18 protein-coding genes and 1 tRNA gene are annotated in these 21433 nt (G+C 37.6%); 5 read left to right on the plus strand and 14 right to left on the minus strand.

Translation table 11 applies throughout. The features are described 5' to 3' along the window. Position 1: 1 nt before the first annotated feature. Positions 2-3400, plus strand: coding sequence for a DUF1080 domain-containing protein (locus tag B3P23_RS15260; RefSeq protein WP_293927689.1), 3399 nt, complete (start codon positions 2-4; stop codon positions 3398-3400). 286 nt (positions 3401-3686) lie between these two features. Here the strand turns inward: B3P23_RS15260 and B3P23_RS15265 are convergent, their stop codons facing one another. The 6 genes from B3P23_RS15265 to B3P23_RS15290 all read right to left on the minus strand — a co-directional run bounded on the left by B3P23_RS15265 (position 3687) and on the right by B3P23_RS15290 (position 8620). Further along, positions 3687-4016, minus strand: coding sequence for a DMT family transporter (locus B3P23_RS15265; protein WP_108159021.1), 330 nt, complete (start codon positions 4014-4016; stop codon positions 3687-3689). A gap of 104 nt (positions 4017-4120) precedes the next feature. Next, complete coding sequence (locus B3P23_RS15270) at positions 4121-4681, minus strand: Crp/Fnr family transcriptional regulator (protein ID WP_108159022.1); 561 nt, start codon at positions 4679-4681, stop codon at positions 4121-4123. Positions 4682-5338: 657 nt separating this feature from the next. After that, on the minus strand, positions 5339-6049 hold the full coding sequence (locus B3P23_RS15275) for a siderophore-interacting protein (RefSeq protein ID WP_248753298.1): 711 nt from the start codon (positions 6047-6049) through the stop codon (positions 5339-5341). A gap of 78 nt (positions 6050-6127) precedes the next feature. Continuing rightward, a complete protein-coding gene (locus tag B3P23_RS15280; RefSeq protein WP_094773349.1) occupies positions 6128-6991 on the minus strand; it encodes a helix-turn-helix domain-containing protein in 864 nt (287 codons plus the stop codon). Positions 6992-7079: 88 nt separating this feature from the next. Beyond that, positions 7080-7694 (minus strand): alpha-ketoglutarate-dependent dioxygenase AlkB family protein, encoded by a 615-nt coding sequence (locus B3P23_RS15285; RefSeq protein ID WP_248753299.1) that lies wholly within the window; start codon positions 7692-7694, stop codon positions 7080-7082. Positions 7695-7768: 74 nt separating this feature from the next. After that, positions 7769-8620 carry a methylated-DNA--[protein]-cysteine S-methyltransferase gene (locus B3P23_RS15290; protein WP_293927702.1) on the minus strand — a complete coding sequence of 284 codons (852 nt, stop codon included), beginning with the start codon at positions 8618-8620 and terminating at the stop codon, positions 7769-7771. 536 nt (positions 8621-9156) lie between these two features. Between B3P23_RS15290 and B3P23_RS15295 the strand changes: the two genes are divergently transcribed. From B3P23_RS15295 to B3P23_RS15305, 3 genes are read left to right on the plus strand one after another with little or no spacing between them, the layout of a single operon-like run. Further along, positions 9157-9324: a hypothetical protein gene (locus B3P23_RS15295; RefSeq protein ID WP_293927705.1), complete on the plus strand. Its 168-nt coding sequence runs from the start codon at positions 9157-9159 to the stop codon at positions 9322-9324. Positions 9325-9377: 53 nt separating this feature from the next. Next, a complete protein-coding gene (locus tag B3P23_RS15300; protein WP_293927708.1) occupies positions 9378-9935 on the plus strand; it encodes a hypothetical protein in 558 nt (185 codons plus the stop codon). A gap of 14 nt (positions 9936-9949) precedes the next feature. Beyond that, positions 9950-10417: a lipocalin-like domain-containing protein gene (locus tag B3P23_RS15305; protein ID WP_248753302.1), complete on the plus strand. Its 468-nt coding sequence runs from the start codon at positions 9950-9952 to the stop codon at positions 10415-10417. 176 nt (positions 10418-10593) lie between these two features. Here B3P23_RS15305 and B3P23_RS15310 read toward each other — a convergent pair. The 4 genes from B3P23_RS15310 to xerD all read right to left on the minus strand — a co-directional run bounded on the left by B3P23_RS15310 (position 10594) and on the right by xerD (position 14810). Continuing rightward, positions 10594-10665: transfer RNA gene (locus tag B3P23_RS15310), tRNA-Arg, on the minus strand. 73 nt (positions 10666-10738) lie between these two features. Further along, complete coding sequence (locus B3P23_RS15315) at positions 10739-11278, minus strand: hypothetical protein (RefSeq protein WP_094773398.1); 540 nt, start codon at positions 11276-11278, stop codon at positions 10739-10741. Positions 11279-11298: 20 nt separating this feature from the next. After that, complete coding sequence (locus tag B3P23_RS15320) at positions 11299-13581, minus strand: TonB-dependent receptor (RefSeq protein WP_293927712.1); 2283 nt, start codon at positions 13579-13581, stop codon at positions 11299-11301. Positions 13582-13904: 323 nt separating this feature from the next. Then, on the minus strand, positions 13905-14810 hold the full coding sequence (gene xerD, locus B3P23_RS15325; protein ID WP_045752105.1) for a site-specific tyrosine recombinase XerD: 906 nt from the start codon (positions 14808-14810) through the stop codon (positions 13905-13907). An 88-nt stretch (positions 14811-14898) separates the two neighbouring features. On the opposite strand from xerD, the gene B3P23_RS15330 reads away from it, so the two are divergent. Beyond that, positions 14899-17754, plus strand: a complete 2856-nt coding sequence (locus B3P23_RS15330) for a M16 family metallopeptidase (RefSeq protein WP_293927715.1) — start codon at positions 14899-14901, stop codon at positions 17752-17754. A gap of 83 nt (positions 17755-17837) precedes the next feature. Here the strand turns inward: B3P23_RS15330 and B3P23_RS15335 are convergent, their stop codons facing one another. The 4 genes from B3P23_RS15335 to B3P23_RS15350 form a co-directional block, all read right to left on the minus strand. After that, positions 17838-18299 carry a copper resistance protein NlpE gene (locus B3P23_RS15335; RefSeq protein ID WP_293927718.1) on the minus strand — a complete coding sequence of 154 codons (462 nt, stop codon included), beginning with the start codon at positions 18297-18299 and terminating at the stop codon, positions 17838-17840. A 73-nt stretch (positions 18300-18372) separates the two neighbouring features. Next, positions 18373-18660: a SelT/SelW/SelH family protein gene (locus tag B3P23_RS15340; RefSeq protein ID WP_293927720.1), complete on the minus strand. Its 288-nt coding sequence runs from the start codon at positions 18658-18660 to the stop codon at positions 18373-18375. 102 nt (positions 18661-18762) lie between these two features. Continuing rightward, a complete protein-coding gene (gene ygiD, locus B3P23_RS15345) occupies positions 18763-19647 on the minus strand; it encodes a 4,5-DOPA dioxygenase extradiol (RefSeq protein ID WP_084405235.1) in 885 nt (294 codons plus the stop codon). A 107-nt stretch (positions 19648-19754) separates the two neighbouring features. Next, positions 19755-20588, minus strand: coding sequence for a helix-turn-helix transcriptional regulator (locus B3P23_RS15350; protein WP_293927725.1), 834 nt, complete (start codon positions 20586-20588; stop codon positions 19755-19757). Between the last annotated feature and the right edge of the window lie 845 nt (positions 20589-21433).

Consider the following 21433-nt stretch of genomic DNA (forward strand, 5'->3'; position numbering starts at 1 on the left):
AATGAAAAAAGTTTTTAATACGATATCTGCCTTATTAATACTTCAGGTGGCAGCATATGCACAACAACCCCAAAATAGAACAACAGCAACTAAAATAGCCGATGTCTTGGGCCAACAACCTGCCGAAGAGAAGGCTAAGTTTTTATACGCGATGAACGAGTTGGAAAATTTTACATCAAGTGAAATTGCGGCGATGCTCAATCAGTTGAAACCGCAAGGCCAAAACAATGCGCAGGTAGAATATGCCACAAACAGCTATTCTTTTTATGTTAACCAACCAGGTAAGGAAAAACAGAAAGAAGTATTTGTTCAAGGTCTATTAGATGCATTGGGCACGGTAAAAGAAGATACCAACAAAGCCTTTGTATTGCGTCTTTTACGTCAGTGTGCAACAAATACTGCTGTTAGTAAAGTCGCTACTTATTTAAATACCCCATATTTGGCTGATGCCGCAGCACGCACTTTGGTTTCCATCAATACGAAAGAATCCAGCGATGCACTTGCACAGGGATTAGCGAAAGTAAGCGATGAAAAATGCGCAGTTGCGCTCGTGACCGCTTTGGGAGATGTTAAAAACCAAAGCACCGAGACGGCTATCATCGCTTTGATGGATAAGTTCAAATCGGATAGCTTCAAACGTACCGCTTTGATTGCCCTGAGCAAAATTGGCGGGACGGCAGCACTTCCTATCTTTGAAAAAGAACTTAAAGCCGCAAATTATAGTTATGATAACCTGAATGGTATTGGTTTAGGTCTGGACTATGCCGAATCTTTAATCGAGAATAAGAAAAATACGGAAGCTGTTGCATACTTAAACACCTTGTTTGCTGAAGCTTCTAAATTAAAAGCGATCAATGCACAGGTAGGCTCATTAACCTTATTGACAGAACTGGATGCTAAGAAACAAAAGAAAAATTTGTTTGCAGCAGCGCAAAATGAAAATAATGTTTACCGTCATGTTGCTTTAAGCTTATTGCACAAGTATGGAGATGCCAATGATACTAAGAAGCTGTTAGGATTAGCCGCGAAATCAAGTCCTGCTGTGCAAGAATCGCTGTTGAACTATATGGCTCAAAACGGTTCGATAAGTCAATTAAAAGCAATCGAAAAAATCGTTGGCAAGTCTACAGATGCGCATGCCAAATTAGCGGGTCTGTCGGCGATCAATCTCCTGTCTAAAGGTGCTGACTCGAAAGCCTTAATTGACAATCTGTCAACTGATGCACAACTGAATGAATCGATCAAAGCGCTTTTGTTAAGTTCAAAAAATGAGCAGACAATGGATGTGATCAACAATTCATTAGCAACTGTCGATGATGCAAAGAAAATTCAATTATTGGATATTTTAAGTACAAGAACCAATGCTAATTCTTCACAGGCAGTATTGGCGCTGAATAGCACAAATGCTGATGTTAATAAAGCGATTAATAAGGCCTTGCCAAATGTTGCACAAGAGAAAGACCTAGATGTACTAGTCAATTTATTGGCAAAATCGGAGGATGCTTCAAGTAAGAATTTGGAAGTTGCAATTGCCAATGTGATCCAATCTAGTCAAAATAGAGACCAGCATATTCAGAAACTAGCGGCTAATATTTCGAGATCTGCAGCAACGAGTGCAATCAGGTATTTTCCGGTTTTTGCAAGATTAGGCGATCAAGAATCACTGAATGCAGTGGCTAATTACTTGAAATCTGATAATCCTGACCTTCGAAATGCTGCTGTAGCTGCCATTGCTGACTGGTCTACACCATTAGCGTTGAATGAACTGATTCAACTTTCCAGAACCGATCTATCGGCTGATTTAAATGGAAAAGTATTCGCAGGACTGGTTAAGAATATCAATAAATCCAGTGAAACAAATGATCAGAAAACGCTTTTATTGAAAGATGCATTTGCTGTCGCTAAAAATACCACTCAAAAAAGAACAGTCTTGGCCTCATTGCAAGCAACAGGTACATATCAAGCATTGGTATTTGCGAGTAAATACATGAAAGACCCAGAGTTAAAAGGAGCGGCTGTCAATACAGCGATGAACATTGCTTTGGATAATAAGTCTTTTGTAGGTACGGAAATCCGCACGATATTGAATGAAGTTATCGGTAATTTAAGTGGAAGCGAGAGCTCTTATTTAAAAGAAGCTGTTATTAAGCATCTTGCTGAAATGTCCAAATCTGAAGGTTTCGTGAGTCTTTTTAATGGACAGGATCTGACAGGCTGGAAAGGTTTAGTTGCCAATCCAATCAAGAGAAGTCAGATGACAGAAAAAGAATTGGCTGCAGCACAACTAAAAGCGGATGAGCAAATGCGCCAAGGATGGATAGCTAAAAATAGGGAATTGATCTTTACTGGAAAAGGAGACAATATCGCGACAATCAAACAATATGGTGATTTTGAGATGTTGGTGGATTGGAAGTTGGATAAAAATGGTAAAGAAGGGGATGCTGGAATATATCTTCGCGGTACGCCACAAGTGCAAATTTGGGATATATCCAGAGTACACGAAGGAGCTCAGGTGGGTTCTGGAGGTCTGTACAATAACCAAAAAGCAGAATCGAAACCATTATTGGTGGCGGACAATCCATTAGGAGAATGGAATACCTTCAAAATTAAGATGGTTGATGACAAGGTTACAGTTTACTTAAATGGTAAATTGGTTACAGATAATGTGCCTTTAGAAAATTATTGGGATCGCAATCAATCCCTTTTCCCGACCGAGCAGATTGAGTTGCAGGCTCATGGTACGGTAGTGTCGTATAGAGATATCTATGTGAAAGAGCTGGCTAGAAAAAATGTATTTCAATTGAGTGCAGCTGAAAAGAAAGAAGGTTTTGAGGTGCTGTTTGATGGTACAAACTTAGATAAGTGGACGAAGAATGATGGTTATGTCATCAGTGATGAAGGATATCTTAGGGTAGTGCCGGATGCTAAATTTGGTGGTAATCTTTATACAAAAGAAGAGTACGGCGATTTTATCTATCGTTTTGATTTCAAATTGAGTGAAGGTGCCAACAATGGTGTAGGTGTAAGAGCTCCATTAGAGGGTGATGCAGCTTATGCCGGTATGGAAATCCAAGTATTGGATAACACTGCTGATATCTATAAAGACTTGAAACCTTACCAATACCATGGTTCGGTATACGGTGTTGCAACGGCTAAAAAAGGATTCTTAAAACCAGTAGGCGAGTGGAATACGGAAGAAATCGTGGTAAAGGGTAATCGTGTTCAAGTTACTTTAAATGGCACCGTGATTCTTGATGCTGATATTGCAGCGGCAAGTAAAAATGGTACTTTGGATGGTAAAGATCATCCAGGTTTAAAACGTACTACTGGCCATCTTGCTTTCTTAGGGCATGGATCTGAAGTATTCTTTAAAAATATCAGAGTGAAAAAATTGAAATAAGAATTATCTTATTTTATTGATTAGGTCCTTATTAATATCAATTAATAAGGACCTTTTTCGTACTGATACCCCATTTATCGAAATGTTCAACAGTTAGATTGATAACTTTAGGGATCAACATTCTTAACAATCTATGTTGCTGCAGACCTATAAAAATATTTAGATGACTGACAACCGATTGAAGAATCCATATTGCTGATCAATAGAACTAGGTAATCGATAGAAATGGCACTTGAAATATATGGATAAAAAATAATATCACACGTTACGGTAGGCTGGATGAATATTAGTGAGCTGTAGAATTTGAAAATACATTCATCACCACTACTCCCGAAACAATCAAGATAATACCAATCACCGCTGGCAAATCTAGTGTATGTTTAAAAACAACAACAGAGATAACAGTTGTCAGCACAATACCAATACCACCCCAGATGGCATAAGCAATACTGAGCGGTATAGACTTAAGCGCCAAGGAGAGGAAATAGAAACATGCAATAAAAGCAATAACCGTGATAATGGAAGGAATTAGCTTTGTAAAACCGTTAGATGCTTTCAAAAAGCTGCTGCCCGTTAATTCAAATACAATCGACAGCCCTAAAAATAAATATTTCATGATATTTTATATATGATTTAATAATCATACAAAGTAACGTTAGATTGAGACGAGTTTTTTTGATATAGATCAAATTCAGTTATCAAGTACCAGGTAGTACGTAATTATTTTTTTCGAATACGACTTAATGTTTCCTGCGTAATGCCCAAGTAGGAGGCGATATGTCCCAAAGAAATCCGTAAAGAGGCTTCTGTTTCATTCTTCAACAACGTGTTGTAACGCTCCTCCGCAGATTCTGTCTGTAGTGAAATGGCACGCTCCTCTAATATTTTACAATATTCTTCCGCTAATTTTCTACCAATGGTTTCCATCTGATGGTACTTTTGGTACAGCTCATTCATATCTTCTCTTGAGATGTAGTAAATGGAAGAATTTTCTAAAAACTGAATACTTTCTTGGGAGGGAAGATTAAAGAAAAGTGGAATCACCGAACCTAATATGGTATTTTCAATACCAAACCAAACATTAATTTCTCGACCTTCTTTATTGTAAAATGCACGAACAAGTCCGTTTTCGATAACAAACATATTGGATACAACCTGACCTTGTTTAAGAAAAAAATCCCCCTTCTGTTTGGTCATGAATTTAGTTCTACTTAACAGTTCTTGCTCAAGATCATCATGAATTGCTCCATATTTTTTTAGTTGTTGAATTAAAAGATTCATATTTTTTGTTACTTCCTTACCTATTAAAATATTCAGAATATCTCTATACCCTTGTTCCAAAATATCACTTTATGTATGTAAGCGCTAAATTTGAAGCCTTATAAGCCAATAGCGATATATGAGCTTCTGTTTGCAACTACAATAACAAAATTACTCAGATTTATAATATTATATGCATGATATCTCATTTACATCATCCTTATAGGGATAGGACGTAGTGAAAAACAATTTTTATCCCCATATCTTAACTGTTGATCCCTTATAGGGATCGTTTGAATCCTGGTATTGTTCATGCACTTTCTGTTTTTTTTTAAGTTGGAACAGCACAAAATAAGATTGATCTGATCATGATCAAATAATCAGGTCAATATCCGGGATATGGAATTTATGATTGCCTATTGTCAATGGACTAGTAGGGTAACTCTTCACAGTTAAACCCCTTATTCTGCAAGAGTGAGATGATGGACGCTGCATTTTGCTTTTGCGTATCAATACGTAAGATACGATCGCAATCCTGTAAGTCGAAATTCCATTTACCGGGGGTACAGTACGCAGTAAGATCGTATGCTAAGTCAAGAATATCTTTTTCAGTTTCAACTGATGTCTTAAATACATAAATCATATGGCTCGTTGTTTTAGTTTTTTAAATATAATCTGTTATAGTCCTTTCTTTCCTTGCAACCAATAGCCCTGTGCCGATATGCGTTTCGCGCCTTTGTTTTTAAGAACTTTTCGAAATGTCTGGATAGAAATGACATTGCCGACCAGTATATAGCTCGCATCTAACCATTCCTCATCATAGAATATGGGAAGATCAGCTATCCATTTCTCATGCGAGAATGATCCATTTTTTGGGAATATCTGATAATTTTCCAAGCCTAATAATGCTGGAACCTCTTTATTTTCATCGTCCAATTCCAGATAAAATTGAAATAAATGTTTGTTTTGCTTTAACATAGGAAGTAAAGAGCAGGCTAACCCTAACGATGTCTCATCTCCAAAAAAAAACTGATGTTTGATCTTCTGCTGATATACCTTGCGTCCTCTTGGGCTACTGATATAAAGTTGATCACCTATGTTCAAGCTATGGGCGTATTGGCTACCAGGACCATTGTCGTGAAGATGGAATATAATATCCAGGATACCCGTACGGATATCGTGATAGGCAATGGTGTAATTACGATATTCGATATCATTGACACGTATGACACTGGCATAGCCTATCTGAAAATTCATATGAGCAATATTACTCCGGAAGCGTACTTTTTTAAGATACGGGCTAAGGTAAGTGGCGTATATGACTTCGGCGCGCTGTCCGACGACACTTTCTAATAGTTTTCCTGCCCATTTGGGTATTGTTGATATCATGGTATTCCTTTTTAGTTCATTACAAAGGAACATCGAATTTACAGTGTAAACAATGGAGTAAAGAAAGAGTGTATTGGACTAATCGCGGTTTTTATTCCTAAAGGATAGGGCTGACATTCCAGTTGCCTTAGTGAAAAGTCTGGAAAAGTAGGCATAATCCTCGAAACCCAACGTGTCAGCAATTTCTTTTACCGATTGGTCAGAATGGTAAAGCAGTCGCTTGGCTTCTAAAATAATGCGCTGCTGAATATGATAGGATACCGGCTGGCCAGTACTGTCTTTTACACATTCATTCAAATAAGAGGTTGAGATATTGAGGATCAAAGCATAAGCCGAAGGCCGCTTTATCGATACAAAGTCTCGCTGTAATGCAGCTTTGAAAGCTTTAGTAATCTGCTCTGATCTAGAAAGCTTGTCAATAGGTGTGGAGCCTTCTAGGTATACTGAAGTGAGCAGTCCAATCAAGGTATTGCAGCTGTCTTTTAATAAGGAGTGATACAATTGCTGATTTTTTCGTTCAGATAGGTTAAGACATAGCGATGCACTATTGGCTAGGATAGAAAAGATATCTTCTTGAACCATTAGAGGTTTGAGTGGAGCCAGCTCTTCTAACAAATGGAGGTATTCTGGATTTATATGTTCACTATTGATCCTCAAAAAACTACCGTTCACACTTGTCAGAGCAACAATACGATGTACCTGATGTGGATGTATATATAGAATAGAAAATGGCTTTACAGTATATTGTTGAAAATCTATTTCGATTACCGTAGTTCCATTTTCTAACAAGAAGAACGAATGGTAGTTATCACGGTGTGATCGTCTGACTTCATCCAGATTCATAATATCCTGTTCATCAAAGTGCGCTTTGCCCATACTGATTCCAGAGCTGAATTCAGCAGTCATTGTTTTTATAGGAATGGACTTATTTTTTTGACGCATGATTGGATGTGTATATCTTCAAACCTGATTACTGTCACAGCTAAGAGAAGCAAAAATACGAGAAATATTAAGGAGTGGTGAGCACCGTTTATTTTTGTTCTACAATAGTTCTGAAAGTGAGGTTAATCCTCGGGGTATGGATCTTTTTTGTTGGAGGAAGCCGATGTAGCCAATGGGATTGAGTTTCGTCTTTCATCACCAGCAAGCTACCATGTTCTAAGGTCAATCCGACATGCTCTTTCGTTTGTTTATGTTTGAAAGCAAATTTACGCACGGCACCAAAGCTCAAGGAGCCGATAGCCCCATTTTTCTTTAGATCTTTTTCGCCATCACTATGCCAGGCCATACCTTCATCCCCGTTATGATAGAGATTGAGCAAGCAAGAGTTAAAAGTCTCACCAGTCATTTTTTCAATTAAAACTTTCAATTCCAACAACTCTTTTGACCACGGTAGTGCGCGCTTTATTATATTCGAATAGGTGTATTCAAAAGCTTTTTCCCCGTACCATGCAACCTTTCTTTTGGTCACTATATGTTTGCCAAAAATAACAGCCTCATCATGGCGCCATTCGATAGCAGCTAATAATTTTTCATAATAGCGATTGGCAGTTTCCATATCCACGATTGGACCATAATAATGTACAGTACCATCTTTTGGAAGCCAATTTTTTGAGCTATCTACAGGGTAAGCGAATAATTCCATATCGTTAATTTATGCTTTTTTTTTATTTATGTTAAGTTTGCACCCTTATAAAGGACGATGTGTAAACGGGATTTTTACCATTGATCTTCTGTTCGAGCACTTTCCCAACCTATTATGGCAGTTTTCCTTGTCGGTCCCCACATATATCCTCCCGTAATGCCAGAAGATTGGATAATGCGGTGGCAGGGGATAAGAAAAGCAACCGGATTGCTCCCAATTGCGGTGCCAACTGCACGTGACGCTTTTGGATTTCCGATCTGTTGGGCAATGGCACCATAAGTCGTCAGCTTTCCCATAGGAATTTTTAGTAAACTTTCCCAAACCTTCAGCTGGAAATCAGTTCCCTTGAGGTGTAGCTTAATTTCCGATAGCGCAGACCAATCATTTTGAAAAATATAAAGAGCATTTTCCTGCAGCTCATCTTCATGGTGATTAAATACAGCATTTGGAAATTTAGCATGGAGATCCTGAAAAGCTTTTGTTTCATTATTTTCAAATGCTATATAACAGACCCCTTTTGTCGTGGATGCAACGATAAGTTTGCCAAATGGACTATCTGCAAAGCGATAATTAATATGTAGAAATTGACCGCCATTTTTATATTCAGCAGGGCTCATCCCTTCAATATTGATAAATAAATCATGTAGACGGCTTGTACTGGAAAGCCCCGTCTCGTATGCTGTATCAAATAGAGTAAGACCCTTGTTTTCATTCAGTAATTTTTTAGCATATTGAATGCTGATGTACTGCAAAAACTTTTTAGGACTTGTACCTGCCCATTCCGTAAAGAGCCGTTGAAAATGGGATGGGCTTAGGTGAATCTGCGCAGCGACCTCATCAAGATTAGGTTGCTCCTTAAAATGATGTTGTATATATTCGATGGCGGAGGCGATTCGATTGTAATTTAAACTTGCTTGTGTTTCCATTCCATTTTTATTTATTCACAAATTTCAATATGATTTTGATTTTTTACAATCCGAAACATGCTGACTTTTAACCGATCTCCCTTACCACATGATCATCAATTGGATGCTGCTTGAACAACACAACCTTTTTCTATAATCCTTGTGCGCTGCGCATTCAAAAAAGTTTTAGCAATATAGCTTACATCCGGGGGGTATCTTGCTGGCATTTCATTTTTTAATTCAAGTCCTACCCAACGATATAAGTGATTGCCAACCTGACAGTCCCCTCCTCATTTTGATCAACAAACAAGAAATCCAGATAAGTTCCCTTGTCTAAGTTACAAAAACCGATTTAACCTTTCGGAGCTATGTTCATAAATTTTTCTTGCTAAATGATGATTTGACCATTCTCAATAGTGTATAAAAAGCAAAATAGCAATTCATTTGGGATCTTTTTAGCAGGTGAATATTAAGAGAGGCCTACGATCCAATCAAATTTGTAAAAAAAATACCGGTCAATTTATGAGCCGGTAAAACGTGTTTCCTAGCGATTGGAGATGAGCTATATTTCAAGCAATGGATTGAGATCGGTTGAAATAGATCGGAGAACGCTGATTGTAGCCGATTTTACGGAGTCCACGGAAACCATTACCTCACCGATCAATATTCCTTTTTCAACGATAGTTTGTGCCTGTCCGATGGATAGTGAATTCGACGGACGGTAAATAGGCATAGATTTACATCAGTAAAACAAATCAATCATTCAAAAATTAGTATTATGGAAATTATTCAAACCTCAGAAAATGCATTATCACACTCATCAGTAACAGCGATCATTCATGCACCTATCGAAAAAGTAAATATTGCAGACTGGTTATTGAACCTACCTGATGCAGAATACCAAAGATGCTCAACACAACATATCGCTGCTGCAATCTCTACAACGTTTGATGGAGAACCCGTTTCACTTAATGTCGAAACAATAGGAGACGCATTAATGGTACAACACTACGTAGCTGTTGTCCATGAACCGGCATACTGTCGAATGCTGTCGATTTCAGATTCAATCACTAAAGGGGGGCGTACAAAAGTACAGGTACTTTGGGAACTTAGGGCGATCAGAATTGGCGATAATACTTGTCTTTATACCAATGAGATCCACGCTACAGCTACTCCAGAGATGCTGGCTTATATCAAAGAAAATGGAATCAATCTTTCCGATGCAGCAGCAGCAAGACAGGCTGCTTCAGATGCGCACAATCATGAAGAGACACCGAACTTTGCTAAAAGTATCGAAAATAAGGCCATAACAGGAAAATACAATCAACCTTTTTAAAAAAAATGTTTAAGATGGAAAAGACATTATTTGAAAAATTGATCGGTACTTGGACCTTAGTGGAATTGCAAGAAGTAGCGCTCGAAAGTGGGAGCATTTCCTACCCCATGGGTGAAATGCCAAAAGGTCTGATCATGTATAATCCTGATGGTTATATGTCTGCTCAGATCATGAATCCAGATCGCAAGAACTTTAAAAAGGAACATTGGACTGGAGCTACAGCAGAAGAATACAGGCAGGAGGGATCCACCTATTTAGCATATTCAGGGCCTTTTACTGCTGATCAGAACGAACAGACATTAAGCCATGTCATGTATATTTCTCTTTTTCCGAATTGGACAGGTCAAACACAAAATAGGATCATACGTTTTGAAAATGAATATCTGTTTTTAGAAAGCGGTAAATCCTTCCTGTCCGAGGGAAAAGAAGTTGTACATCAACTTAAATGGAAAAGAGCAGAAAATTTAAAACCCAAAAATTGATTCAAATGAAAACGGTTGCAATGTCAAGGTATGGTGGTCTTTTTTGAGGAATTGGTAAACGAATATGATAGGGTTTAATTGAAAATTTAGAACGCTAAATGAATATACTTTAACAGGGTGGTTTATAGTTTTTTTGCATAAAAAAGGAGACAACTTATCTAAAGTGCCTCCTTTTGTGTCCCCGAAGGGAGTCGAACCCATATCAACAGAACCGGAATCTGCAATTTTATCCATTAAACTACAGGGACATGCTAGCAAAGATATACTATTTCATGAAAAATCAAAATAGCTAATTACAATCTCTTGCCAACGCTCTCATCTTTAGTCAATAAGATTTAAAGTTAAGTTTACGGCGATATCTGGAGTTCCGCCACCTAGTATTTGGTAGTTCTTATTGTTCCAATCTGCTGCTGTTACAGCGGATTTGCGTAAACCATGCATCAAGACAATTTTCATCGGAATATTGCTCGCGGTTTGCAATACTTTCCAATTACTTTGTAAACCGACTTGCTTATCCAAGTAGGTAAAGTTGATCTGTTCCTGAGTAGGGCCTACGAAGAAAAATTGATGTTCATCTGCATCGTCAGCGATCTCTTGTTGAACCTCATGGCCATCAAAATCATATAATTTTAGATTCATATCGTAGTTTCCTTTTTTCAGATTCAGGACCTTAGTTTCTTTATCTGTTGCATCTATACTAACAACTACTGATGCGTTGGTGGTTTTTTCTGTAAATGTTAAGGTCATCGTTTTCATTTCCTCATTATCATGTTCGTGGACAGGGTCATCTTTCTTACATGAGTTGAAAAGGAGTACGGCTGCGACTAAGATTAATTTGCTGCTGTTAATGATTTTTTTCATGATCGTTATATTTATATGTATTAAAATGTGTAATTGATTGTTAGTTGTACATTTCGGCCTACTCCGTGACTGTAATAACGGAATAGATCTGTATAAGATTTGTATTTGCTATTCAATAGATTTTCCACCAGTAAGCGTGTCTGCAATTTATTGTTTCCGAGCAGGGAACCCAGGCTTATTGATCCATTTATTAATTGATATGCCGGCGGAGGAGGAGCCATTTCCATACTTGCGGTAGACATAAATTGCTTGGCATAAACCTCTTGGCCCAACGCAAATTTTAAATCTTTCATCCAGTTATGATTTCCTTTTACTAAATAGGCTATTTCATGGGTATAAGAAAGAGGAGGAATAAGGGGTAAATAATTATGATCATCTAAATTTCGCGCATAGATGAAAGAGGAATTGGCACTATATTCTAAATTTTCTTTAATGAGGTATCTTCCTTGTATATCGATTCCTGTTAGTAGCGCATTGTTTTGGCTGTACTGCCAAATCGGAAAAGTACCTGAAAGATTTTGTATGTATTCAGAAGTGGGGTTCACATAGATGTAATGATTAATGAAGTTGGCATAGACATCGATATTTAAGAAATTTTTCTTTTCATGAATATTTAAACTTGTGATCCATTTCAAACCTTTTTCTGCTTTTAAACTCGCGTCACCTCTTTCGTACCTTGCCGTACTTTGATGTATGTTTTGACTGTATAATTCTTGTGCAGAAGGTGCTCTCCATGCCAGTCCTAGATTTGATTTTAAAACCATGTGGTTATCGATAGAATAGGATACACCCAGATTGGTTGATAGGTTGTGAAATTGATTGTCTCCTCCATAAGGCTTACCATAGAAATCATATCCTGCCGCATCAAAGTTTTTGAAATCATAACGCGCTCCCAGTTCGTAAGCCAGTCGATTTCTTTGCCATTGGTAGATACCATATGCCCCGATGTTGACTGCACTATAATTAGGAATCAATGGTGTATTGAACGTACCGACAACATTATTATTGACCTGTGTCTGTGCTTGCAGTCCTGTGATGAGTTTTTGGTCGATACCTTCCACGGTATAGGATACATCTAGCGCATGCGAGCGCAAAATCATATCCATGCTAGGAGTAGCACTGCGACCCGCCCGTCTTTTATCATATTCCTTGCGGTGATTGTTTTGGAAAGCATATTTTATGGATAATGTTTTGTCACTGCTCAATTGTTGGTTATAGGCCAATTGAAGTACATCGTGTTTGACCTCTTGACGTGGCGCTTCGATACCGTATGAGAATCCGAATATTTCACTAGGGTAGGGACGTCCATAAGCAATACGCTCTTGAAACGAAGCTAAATCTCCGATATGGGTTGATGACAATATACCTGCTTCATTATGATATTGCTTATAGGAAACTTCAACATTGGCATTCTTGTATTGATAATCAACAGCGGCATTTAAATTGTAAATGCGTTGTCCTGTATTGTTGAGGTAGTAGTCTGGAGTTTTTCTATTCCCACTTTTGGTATAATTTCCATTCAAGGTCCATTTTAAACCCGGGATAGGAGAATTACCTTCTAAGTTCAATGCTCCCTGTATACCTTTGCCATTGGTAAATCCATTGACACTGATTTGTCCCCTAAGACTGTCAACTTTGTTCCAAGGTTTGGATGACAGTAAAACAGCACCACCTAAAGCTTCTCCTCCATATCGAAGGCTTTCTGCTCCCTTCACGACCGTAATGGAGTGTGCTGCGTAAACATCAATTTCTGGTGCATGGTCATTTCCCCATTGTTGACTTTCTAATTTCATCCCATCATTCAATATGGCTAAACGATTTCCATAAAGCCCATTAATAATGGGCTTGCTGATCGTAGAACCTGTCTGTAGCAGCTGCACACCAGAAACTGTTTTTAATACTTCCGCTAAGGAACGGTTGCGGTTTTCGGATAATGACAACGCATTTACCTGCTGTGCAATTTGTGTTTTCGCGGCAGTTTGATAACCATACACTTGCGTTTCAGCAAGTTTTTTAATATCTCTTTTCAATCGTATGATGATGGGCTGATTGTCTTTTACATACGTGGTGTCATTTTCATAACCCACTAATGAAGTTATCAACTTTAGCGGTAAGCTGCGCTCCGGGTTAAATTTAAATTCACCTGAAAAGTTAGTCGTTACAGGCTTTCTGTGGCCTTCATAGTGGATATTTGCGCCATGAATGGGGGCAGTGTTTCCCATGTCAATTACCTTTCCGCTTACCGTCCTTTGTTGTGCATATAAAGTATGAGAGGTACCTATGCTTAGAAGTGCCGGTACCATGATAGCAAAAATGCTGAGTTGTTTTGTTATGCTTGATTTAATCACGGGTCAAAAATACAACAATGTTGCATTATTTGAAAATTATAATGCAACATTGTTGTGTTAAATTTTTAAAACCGTGTTATATGACTTTAAATCAATGCTTTTAGTCTGCTTGGATATCTGTTATATGAAGTTATGACATCCATCGTTAAGGGATAAGAAGATATCAAACTTTAGCTTTTTGAAGCGATATTAATTTTATTTAGTTTGATAAAATATCTAAAATAGTGTAGAACCAGGTTATAAATGCACTATTCTGGGTATAGGGGATCAAACGCTATTTACGAACGCGGATGATATTGTGTAATCACACTTTGCAAATAGTCGCGGTCGATATGGGTGTATATTTCTGTCGTTGTAATACTTTCATGCCCGAGCATATCCTGTACTGCGCGGAGATCTGCTCCCCCTTCGACCAGATGTGAAGCAAAACTATGACGAAAAGTATGGGGGCTTATGTTTTTTTGGAGACCAATTTTTGAAGCGAGATCCTTGATGACGATGAAAACCATCACACGGGATAGCGCAGCACCACGTTTATTTAAAAAAACGAAATCTTCTTGACCGGATTTGATTTTGATGTGCGCTCTTACTTCGTTAATATAGATTTTTAAATATTTTATCGCTTGACGACCAATAGGTATTAAGCGTTCTTTATTTCCTTTTCCTTCGACTTTGATAAATTCGATATCCAGGTATAAGTTCGAGATTTTCAGATTGACCAATTCAGATACACGAAGACCACAACCATATAGTACTTCTAGGATTGTTTTATTGCGCATACCTTCTGGAGTCGATAAATCGATCGCATCGATCAGCTGATCAATTTCTTGGATATTGAGGACGCCGGGTATTTTTCGAGCTATGCGAGGAGCTTGGATCAATTCGACGGGATTATTTTCCCAGTCGTACTCCAAGAGCAAGAAATTATAGAAAGTTTTGAGCCCAGATAAAAGACGCGACTGCGTAAATGGAGAGATACCAAATCCATTTATCCAGATCAAAAAACGTTGGATATCTTTACTGGTTATTTGCTGTACTGCCAGATTATTTTCTTCACTATAAACTTCCAACTTGGAAACATCATTGAGATACGCTTCAATAGAATTTTCGGAAAGACCACGCTCAAATTTCAAAAAACGAGCAAAATCTCTTTTAAAATGCACCCAATTATTTTCTTCTATCATCGTGACAAAAATACAACAGATTAATTGTACTTTCGAACATTAATTTTATAAAACAAACTAAATTAAAAACTTAAGGTAAATCAAAAAAATGAGATTTATTAAACCAATTGCATTAACATTTTTGTTGCCAGCCATCTATTGTACGACCCCAAGTACAGCGGCAACAGCATTCCGTGCTGAAGCGAGAGCAATTTTAGCACAAGACACCGTCAGCTGGAATCAAAATCTTCCATTTGACAATGAAGTCGTTACAGGTAAACTGAAAAATGGTTTTACTTATTATATCCGTCGCAACGTGGAGCCTGAAAAAAGGGTAACCATGTATTTGGCTAATAAAGTAGGTTCAATTTTAGAAACAGACGAACAGTTAGGTCTTGCACACTTTTTAGAGCATATGAACTTTAATGGACTGAAGCATTTTCCAAAAAATGAATTAGTCAATTACTTGCAAAAAGCAGGTGTACGTTTTGGTTCTGACTTAAATGCCTATACCGGTTTTGATGAAACGGTGTACCAATTGCCCATTCCATCTGACGATCCAGAACTATTGAAAAATGGTTTACAAGTGATGCGCGATTGGGCGCAGGATGCTCTGTTATCTGACGATGAAATTGATAAGGAACGTGGTATTGTCATGCAAGAAATGCGTGGTGGTAGAGGAGTAGGTCAACGTTTGCAGGACCAATATTTTCCGATCGTTTTAAATGGTTCACGCTATTCCAAGCGCATCCCAATCGGTACAGAAAAAATCATTACGACTTTTAAACCGGAGACTATCCGTCAATTTCACCAAGATTGGTACAGACCAGATCTACAATCGATCATTATTGTTGGTGATATCGATGTTAAAGATATGGAAGCGCGCGTAAAAGCCCTGTTTTCTGATTTAAAAACTCCTGCTAAAAAGTTGGAGCGTACCAAATACAATGTTGATTTATTGAACAAAAATCAATTTATTGCAATCACGGATCCTGAATTGCCGTACACGGTAGCTCAAATCATGATTAAAAGTAAATCCGAGAAAACAGTAACCGTAAAGGACTATAGAAAGGAGTTGTTGATTTCATCTTTTAATACGATGGTGAGTGAGCGTTTTTCAGAAATTATGCAACAAGCAGATGCGCCATTTATGCAAGCTGGAGGTAGTATAACTGATTTCATCGCGGGCCTAGATGTATTTTCGCTCATGGTGGTTCCAAAGCCAAATCAGCTGGAACTTGGTTTCAAAAAGATGATGACCGAATTTGAAAGAATTCAAAAGTTTGGATTTACACAATCTGAATTGGATAGAGCGATCATAGCTATGAATAAAGCCAACGAAACCTCTTATGTGGAAAGAAGTAAAAAGAAATCGGATAGCTATGTTAATCGTTATTTGAATAATTTTTTAAAGGATGATGCGGCTTTGAGTAACGATGACAGTTACAAAATTACGAAACAGCTTTTGCCGACATTGACATTGACAGAAGTGAATGCATTGATTTCAAAATATTACACTGACCTGAATCGTGATGTCATTATCATGGGGCCTGAAAAAGATAAGGCTACTTTACCGACTGAGCAGATCATTAATACGTGGATAAAGGATGTGGAGGCTCAAAACCTGACAGCCTATGAGGACAAAGTATCTAAATTGCCGCTATTGTCTAAAGAGCCAATAAAAGGGACTATTGTTTCTGCAAAAGAGCTAAAAGATATCCAGGTAAAGGAACTGACGTTAAGTAATGGCGTGAAGGTTATTTTGAAACCTACTAATTTCAAAAATGATGAAATAAGAATTTCTGCATTTAGTGAAGGTGGATCATCTCTATATCCTGATTCGGACTATTATTCTGCGAGTAATGCAGCAGGCTTAGTGGATGCAAGTGGGTTGGGACAACTGAATAATGTAGAATTGCAAAAATACCTGACAGGTAAAAATATTGGGATCACGCCTTATATTTCCGAACGATATGAAGGATTATATGGAAGTTCTGATAAAGAGGGATTAAAAAATGCCTTTGAATTGATTTATGGATATTTTACTGAACCACGATTGGACGATGATGTATATCAAAGTATCATTACCCGTACTCTAGGAAGTTTGGAAAATCGTGATAGTAATCCATCGAATGTATTCTCTGATAAAGTAAAAGAAACACTTTATGGCGATAATGTCAGAAGGAAAAATGCAACGGCAGAACTGGTAAAGACAATTGATAAAAATCGTGCTTTCCAAATTTATAAAGAACGATTTGCGGATGCATCCGACTTTACATTTACGATTGTAGGATCTTTTACCGAGGAGGAAATCAAACCTTATCTAGAGAACTATCTTGCAGCCCTACCTAATTTAGGTCGTAAAGAATCTTATAAAGATCTGGGTATTGTGGAGCCGGCAAAAGGAAAACGTGTTGTTGTTCAAAAAGGTAAAGAGGATAAAGCTTCTGTACAGTTAGCTTATTATGGAGACTATACCTACTCTGAAGATGAAAATATAAATATGGATGCTTTGGAAAGTATATTGACCATTAAATTATTGGAACGTCTTCGTGAAGCTGAAAGTGGAGTTTACAGCGTAGGTGCATCGGCTAATTACGGTAAGTTGCCACGTAGTCGCTATACTTTTGGTATTGGTTTTGGCACCGCGCCAGATAAAGTCGATGTTTTGATAAAATCTGCGGTTGACGAAGTCGCTAAAATAAAGAAAAATGGACCTGTTAAGGAAGATATCGAGAAATTCGTAATCGAACAGAAACGTCAGTTGGAATTACAGCTTAAAGAAAATGGGTTTTGGGTTGGATATCTTTCTGGATCATACCAAAATCAGGAGGATGTAACTGAAATTTTGAGAAAATTGGATGATCTAAATCAAGTTTCCGTAGAAAGTGTAAAAGCTGTAGCGGATAAATACCTAAAAGATGATCGTATGTTCGAGTTTATTTTGTTACCAGACGCAAAATAAGGTCTTGTTAAAAAACAAATAAAGCTCCTGATTATTTCAGGAGCTTTATTTGCTTCAATATTTTGACTAAAAGAAATCCAGTTTTATTTTATTTTTTTTAAGTTGTAGAATTCTTCTAATTCTCCTTTGATTTCTTTTCCCTCTATATCTAATTTCTTCATCATTCCTTCTCCAACTTTGTATTTGCTTTCACCATCTTTCTCTTTTAAGATAATGGAGCCACCATCAGGAGTCCATGTGAAAGTCCCCGTTTCTTTGAAAGGTTTACCTTTTTCAAGATATTCTTCAGATTTTTCATATGTTCCGTCCATATTTAAAGTTAGGATAACATGGATACCCGTACAGTCTGCGCAGGGAAGAGTGCCTTCATAAGTTCCCGCCCAATCGACGGAGTTTTTGGTATTGTGTTCATCGTAAGATACGCTATCTTGTTTACCAACAATGGTACTACTATCTTTACCGGAGCTTTCTTTCTGTTGTGTTTGACTGTTACAAGCCGAAAATATAGCTGCAATGACCAAGAGACTTATGATGTTTTTTTTCATGTTATTTTTATTCTATTAACCTGTAGAAATGTGTCTTTGAGATTTACACTTGAGTAAAGCTACAAAATAATTTTTATTTTCTTTCCGAGTGCCCCAAATCCTTATCGGGGTTAATGTGGTCCCTTATTAATTGTTTCAATTCCTTAACTTCCGGAAATCTGCCCCTATCTTTACGGTCAAATAAAGGGAGCATATCAATTGATATGGTATATTTTCCAGCAGTTTCACTTGGAATTAATAAGATCCCATGAATATCTTCTGTAAAAGTGCTTAACAGCTCCTGTGCCATATAAGCCGCCCGCAACATCCAGTTGCATTTTGGGCAGTACTCAATTGAAATGGTTGGTTTTTGTGTGTTCATAAATACGCAAGGTCGAATCTATAGCGAAGATAAGTGATTTTGTTTTTATATGTGTAGATTTTAAAGTTTGACATTCAGCTCATGCTAACAGATCTTTGATCATTAGCCAATTTTTAAGGAAGTCATAGCCAGAGATCCTCCAACAGAGCTGTCATTAAACAAGAACAGATCGTCTTGTTTATCCTTTAAAGCTAGGCTATAAATCAAGGGTAGATAATGTTCTGGAGTTGGAATGGCAAGATCAAATGCTTTTCCTTGATTTCTAAAGTCAATTAACGCATGGTGATTGCCCTCCATTATATATTGTTTCATTTTTTCCTTTGCTTCTAGTGCCCAATCCCAGGCAAAACCAGATTCGTTTAACTTATCCCACGCGACCATTCGTAGATTATGGACCATATTTCCGCTGCCGATTATTAAAACTCCTTTTTGACGCAAAGAAGCTAATTCTTTTGCAAGTTCGTAATGATATGATGCAGGTTGTGTATAGTCGATACTCATTTGAATAACCGGAACAGCTGCATCGGGGTATAGATGTTTAACCACTGACCAAGCTCCGTGATCGAGGCCCCATTTGTTATCGAGCAGCACATCTGCTTTGGTAATAATCCTTTTGGTCTCCTGAGCTAAAGCTGGACTTCCCGGAGCAGGGTACTGCACGTCGAATAATGCCTGTGGAAATCCACCAAAATCATGAATAGTAGGAGGGTTTTCCATAGCGGTGACAAATGTGCCCCGGGTTTCCCAATGTGCTGAAATAACAAGAATGGCAGTTGGTTTTTCAAATGTCTTCCCGATGTTTCGAAAACCATCGACAAACTCATTTTCTTCAATCGCATTCATTGGACTTCCATGACCTAAGAACAAAACTGGAAATTTTTCTGTTGCCTCAAAGTTTTGAGATAATTCTCTTAAGGAACTTACTTTTAAAGCAGCTCCTGTTAGTGGTAATGCAGCCATAGCGGTTATAAATTTTTTTCTATTCATTTTAGTACTCCTGATACCGATTCGCTAATTTGAAGTGATTCGTTAATAAGTACAAATATCGGGGAGATTACAGGAGCGGGGTATTGTTTTTTGGAAAGAATGTTGTGTTATTTGGAAATAATGCTTTTCATGTCCGTTCTAAATTCACTAGGTGTCTGACTAGACTTTTTCTTGAATACATTTGTAAAATAAGCTTTATCGGTATACCCTAATTCAAAACCAATCTCCGATATGGTTTTATCCGTATTCATCAGCAAATTTTTAGCTTCAATTAATTTTCTGGTTTCAATAATTTCAGAAACACTTTGCTGTAATATCTGATGACAGATCAGATTGAGTCCGCGTGCACTCATGAAAAGTTTTTCTGCATAGAAATTCACGGATTCGGGACGATGATAATTTTCTTCTAGAATCGTTAGGAAATTTTTAAAAGTAGTACTTGAGTTGGAAAGTGTCGATAATCCTTCCGGATATTGTTTTCTGTATTCAGACTCGATCATGGTAAATAGCGTACTTAACAGTTGCCGAACAATTCCAAGATCACTTTGTCCTTCCTGCATCTCGTCGGCAATCATTTGAGCAATATGGGTTAACCTTTGAAAACAAGTTGAATATGTGATGCCAAAAGTAGCATGGTCGTGGAAATGATTATAAAGTTGAAAAGTGGTTTCTGGAATAAATTCACTTTTGAATCTTAAAACCCAAAATAAACATTTGCCATCTGTCGGGTGGGGCTTCACACGATGTGTCTTTCCTTTGGTTACGAAACTGATAAATGGTGCTTCATAAATTTCAGATTTGAAATCAATAAAATGTTCTAATTTTCCTTCAAGGCCAATAATGAGTTCTTCGAAATCATGCTGATGAATGTTATTCTCACTATGAGCGATGCGGTTTGCTTCTGCTTCATCAACTTGGTATATTTTGAAAATCTCCTTCAACGCTTATGTTATTTGTTAAGTTTAAAGTTATACAAAATATGTAATAATCTTAATCGTTATATTTTTTATGCGCTCTGATCGATGATTTCATCCGATTGATTATAGTCAATAGTTAGGTGGAAATGTCTTGTTATTGATGATGATTGATCGAGTTCTTATCGCTTATACCAATGGAACATCCATACGGTCGGGCATTATGGCTGTATGGGTGATCAGAGAAGTGCAAAATTATTATCTTTTTTTGTACGCTATATATAGGAGTTAATGCACCTGTATATTGATCTATTAAAACTCCATACCAAATAAAGACCAACTTCGTATTTAATACCGGTATAGTAGGGGGATAACAGGGGGTTTATAGGGGGTTAGTAGGGGTATACCCCTACTAACCCCCTATAAACCCTAAGTAATGTCTGGTGTATTCCCCATTTAATAGTGAAGTTGGTATGTAGTTGGTCAGAATTTGTCTTTTAAGATCTGGTATATATTGAAAAGTAACGGAGTATCGAGTAACGCAGTGATTTAGTGACGGAGTAAAGCAGTAACATAAAAGGGTAACGCAGTGATCGAGTAACTAGGTAACGGAGTGACGAAGTAACCGAGTAACGCAGTACTTGTGTGAAGAACCCATATATGGACAGGTGACGGGCGTGTCCGCACACAGATGGCCCCAGACCAACTAACAATGTGATCCATAGCAAAAGTTAATCCATATCCGACCCAGTATGATCATCAGGCGGCATCCAGATAAATTATCGGTCACATTTCTAGCCCTTTACCGTGCCGCGGTAAACTATTTCCGGAAAACATTAGGAAGTGAAGGATAAAAGTTCCTATCTTTGCAC

It is taken from the genome of Sphingobacterium sp. UBA6320, assembly GCF_002440335.1.
Lineage (GTDB): Bacteria > Bacteroidota > Bacteroidia > Sphingobacteriales > Sphingobacteriaceae > Sphingobacterium.

Bases quoted from the DNA above. Each gene is read 5' to 3' on its own strand.
- B3P23_RS15260 (WP_293927689.1), top strand. From the start codon at position 2: ATGAAAAAAGTTTTTAATACGATATCTGCCTTATTAATACTTCAGGTG.
- B3P23_RS15335 (WP_293927718.1), bottom strand. From the start codon at position 18,299: ATGAAAAAAAACATCATAAGTCTCTTGGTCATTGCAGCTATATTTTCG.
- ygiD (WP_084405235.1), bottom strand. From the start codon at position 19,647: ATGAATAGAAAAAAATTTATAACCGCTATGGCTGCATTACCACTAACA.
- B3P23_RS15340 (WP_293927720.1), bottom strand. From the start codon at position 18,660: ATGAACACACAAAAACCAACCATTTCAATTGAGTACTGCCCAAAATGC.
- B3P23_RS15280 (WP_094773349.1), bottom strand. From the start codon at position 6,991: ATGCGTCAAAAAAATAAGTCCATTCCTATAAAAACAATGACTGCTGAA.
- B3P23_RS15295 (WP_293927705.1), top strand. From the start codon at position 9,157: ATGAGCTATATTTCAAGCAATGGATTGAGATCGGTTGAAATAGATCGG.
- B3P23_RS15285 (WP_248753299.1), bottom strand. From the start codon at position 7,694: ATGGAATTATTCGCTTACCCTGTAGATAGCTCAAAAAATTGGCTTCCA.
- B3P23_RS15270 (WP_108159022.1), bottom strand. From the start codon at position 4,681: ATGAATCTTTTAATTCAACAACTAAAAAAATATGGAGCAATTCATGAT.
- xerD (WP_045752105.1), bottom strand. From the start codon at position 14,810: ATGATAGAAGAAAATAATTGGGTGCATTTTAAAAGAGATTTTGCTCGT.
- B3P23_RS15300 (WP_293927708.1), top strand. From the start codon at position 9,378: ATGGAAATTATTCAAACCTCAGAAAATGCATTATCACACTCATCAGTA.
- B3P23_RS15330 (WP_293927715.1), top strand. From the start codon at position 14,899: ATGAGATTTATTAAACCAATTGCATTAACATTTTTGTTGCCAGCCATC.
- B3P23_RS15290 (WP_293927702.1), bottom strand. From the start codon at position 8,620: ATGGAAACACAAGCAAGTTTAAATTACAATCGAATCGCCTCCGCCATC.
- B3P23_RS15315 (WP_094773398.1), bottom strand. From the start codon at position 11,278: ATGAAAAAAATCATTAACAGCAGCAAATTAATCTTAGTCGCAGCCGTA.
- B3P23_RS15265 (WP_108159021.1), bottom strand. From the start codon at position 4,016: ATGAAATATTTATTTTTAGGGCTGTCGATTGTATTTGAATTAACGGGC.
- B3P23_RS15320 (WP_293927712.1), bottom strand. From the start codon at position 13,581: ATGGTACCGGCACTTCTAAGCATAGGTACCTCTCATACTTTATATGCA.
- B3P23_RS15275 (WP_248753298.1), bottom strand. From the start codon at position 6,049: ATGATATCAACAATACCCAAATGGGCAGGAAAACTATTAGAAAGTGTC.
- B3P23_RS15305 (WP_248753302.1), top strand. From the start codon at position 9,950: ATGGAAAAGACATTATTTGAAAAATTGATCGGTACTTGGACCTTAGTG.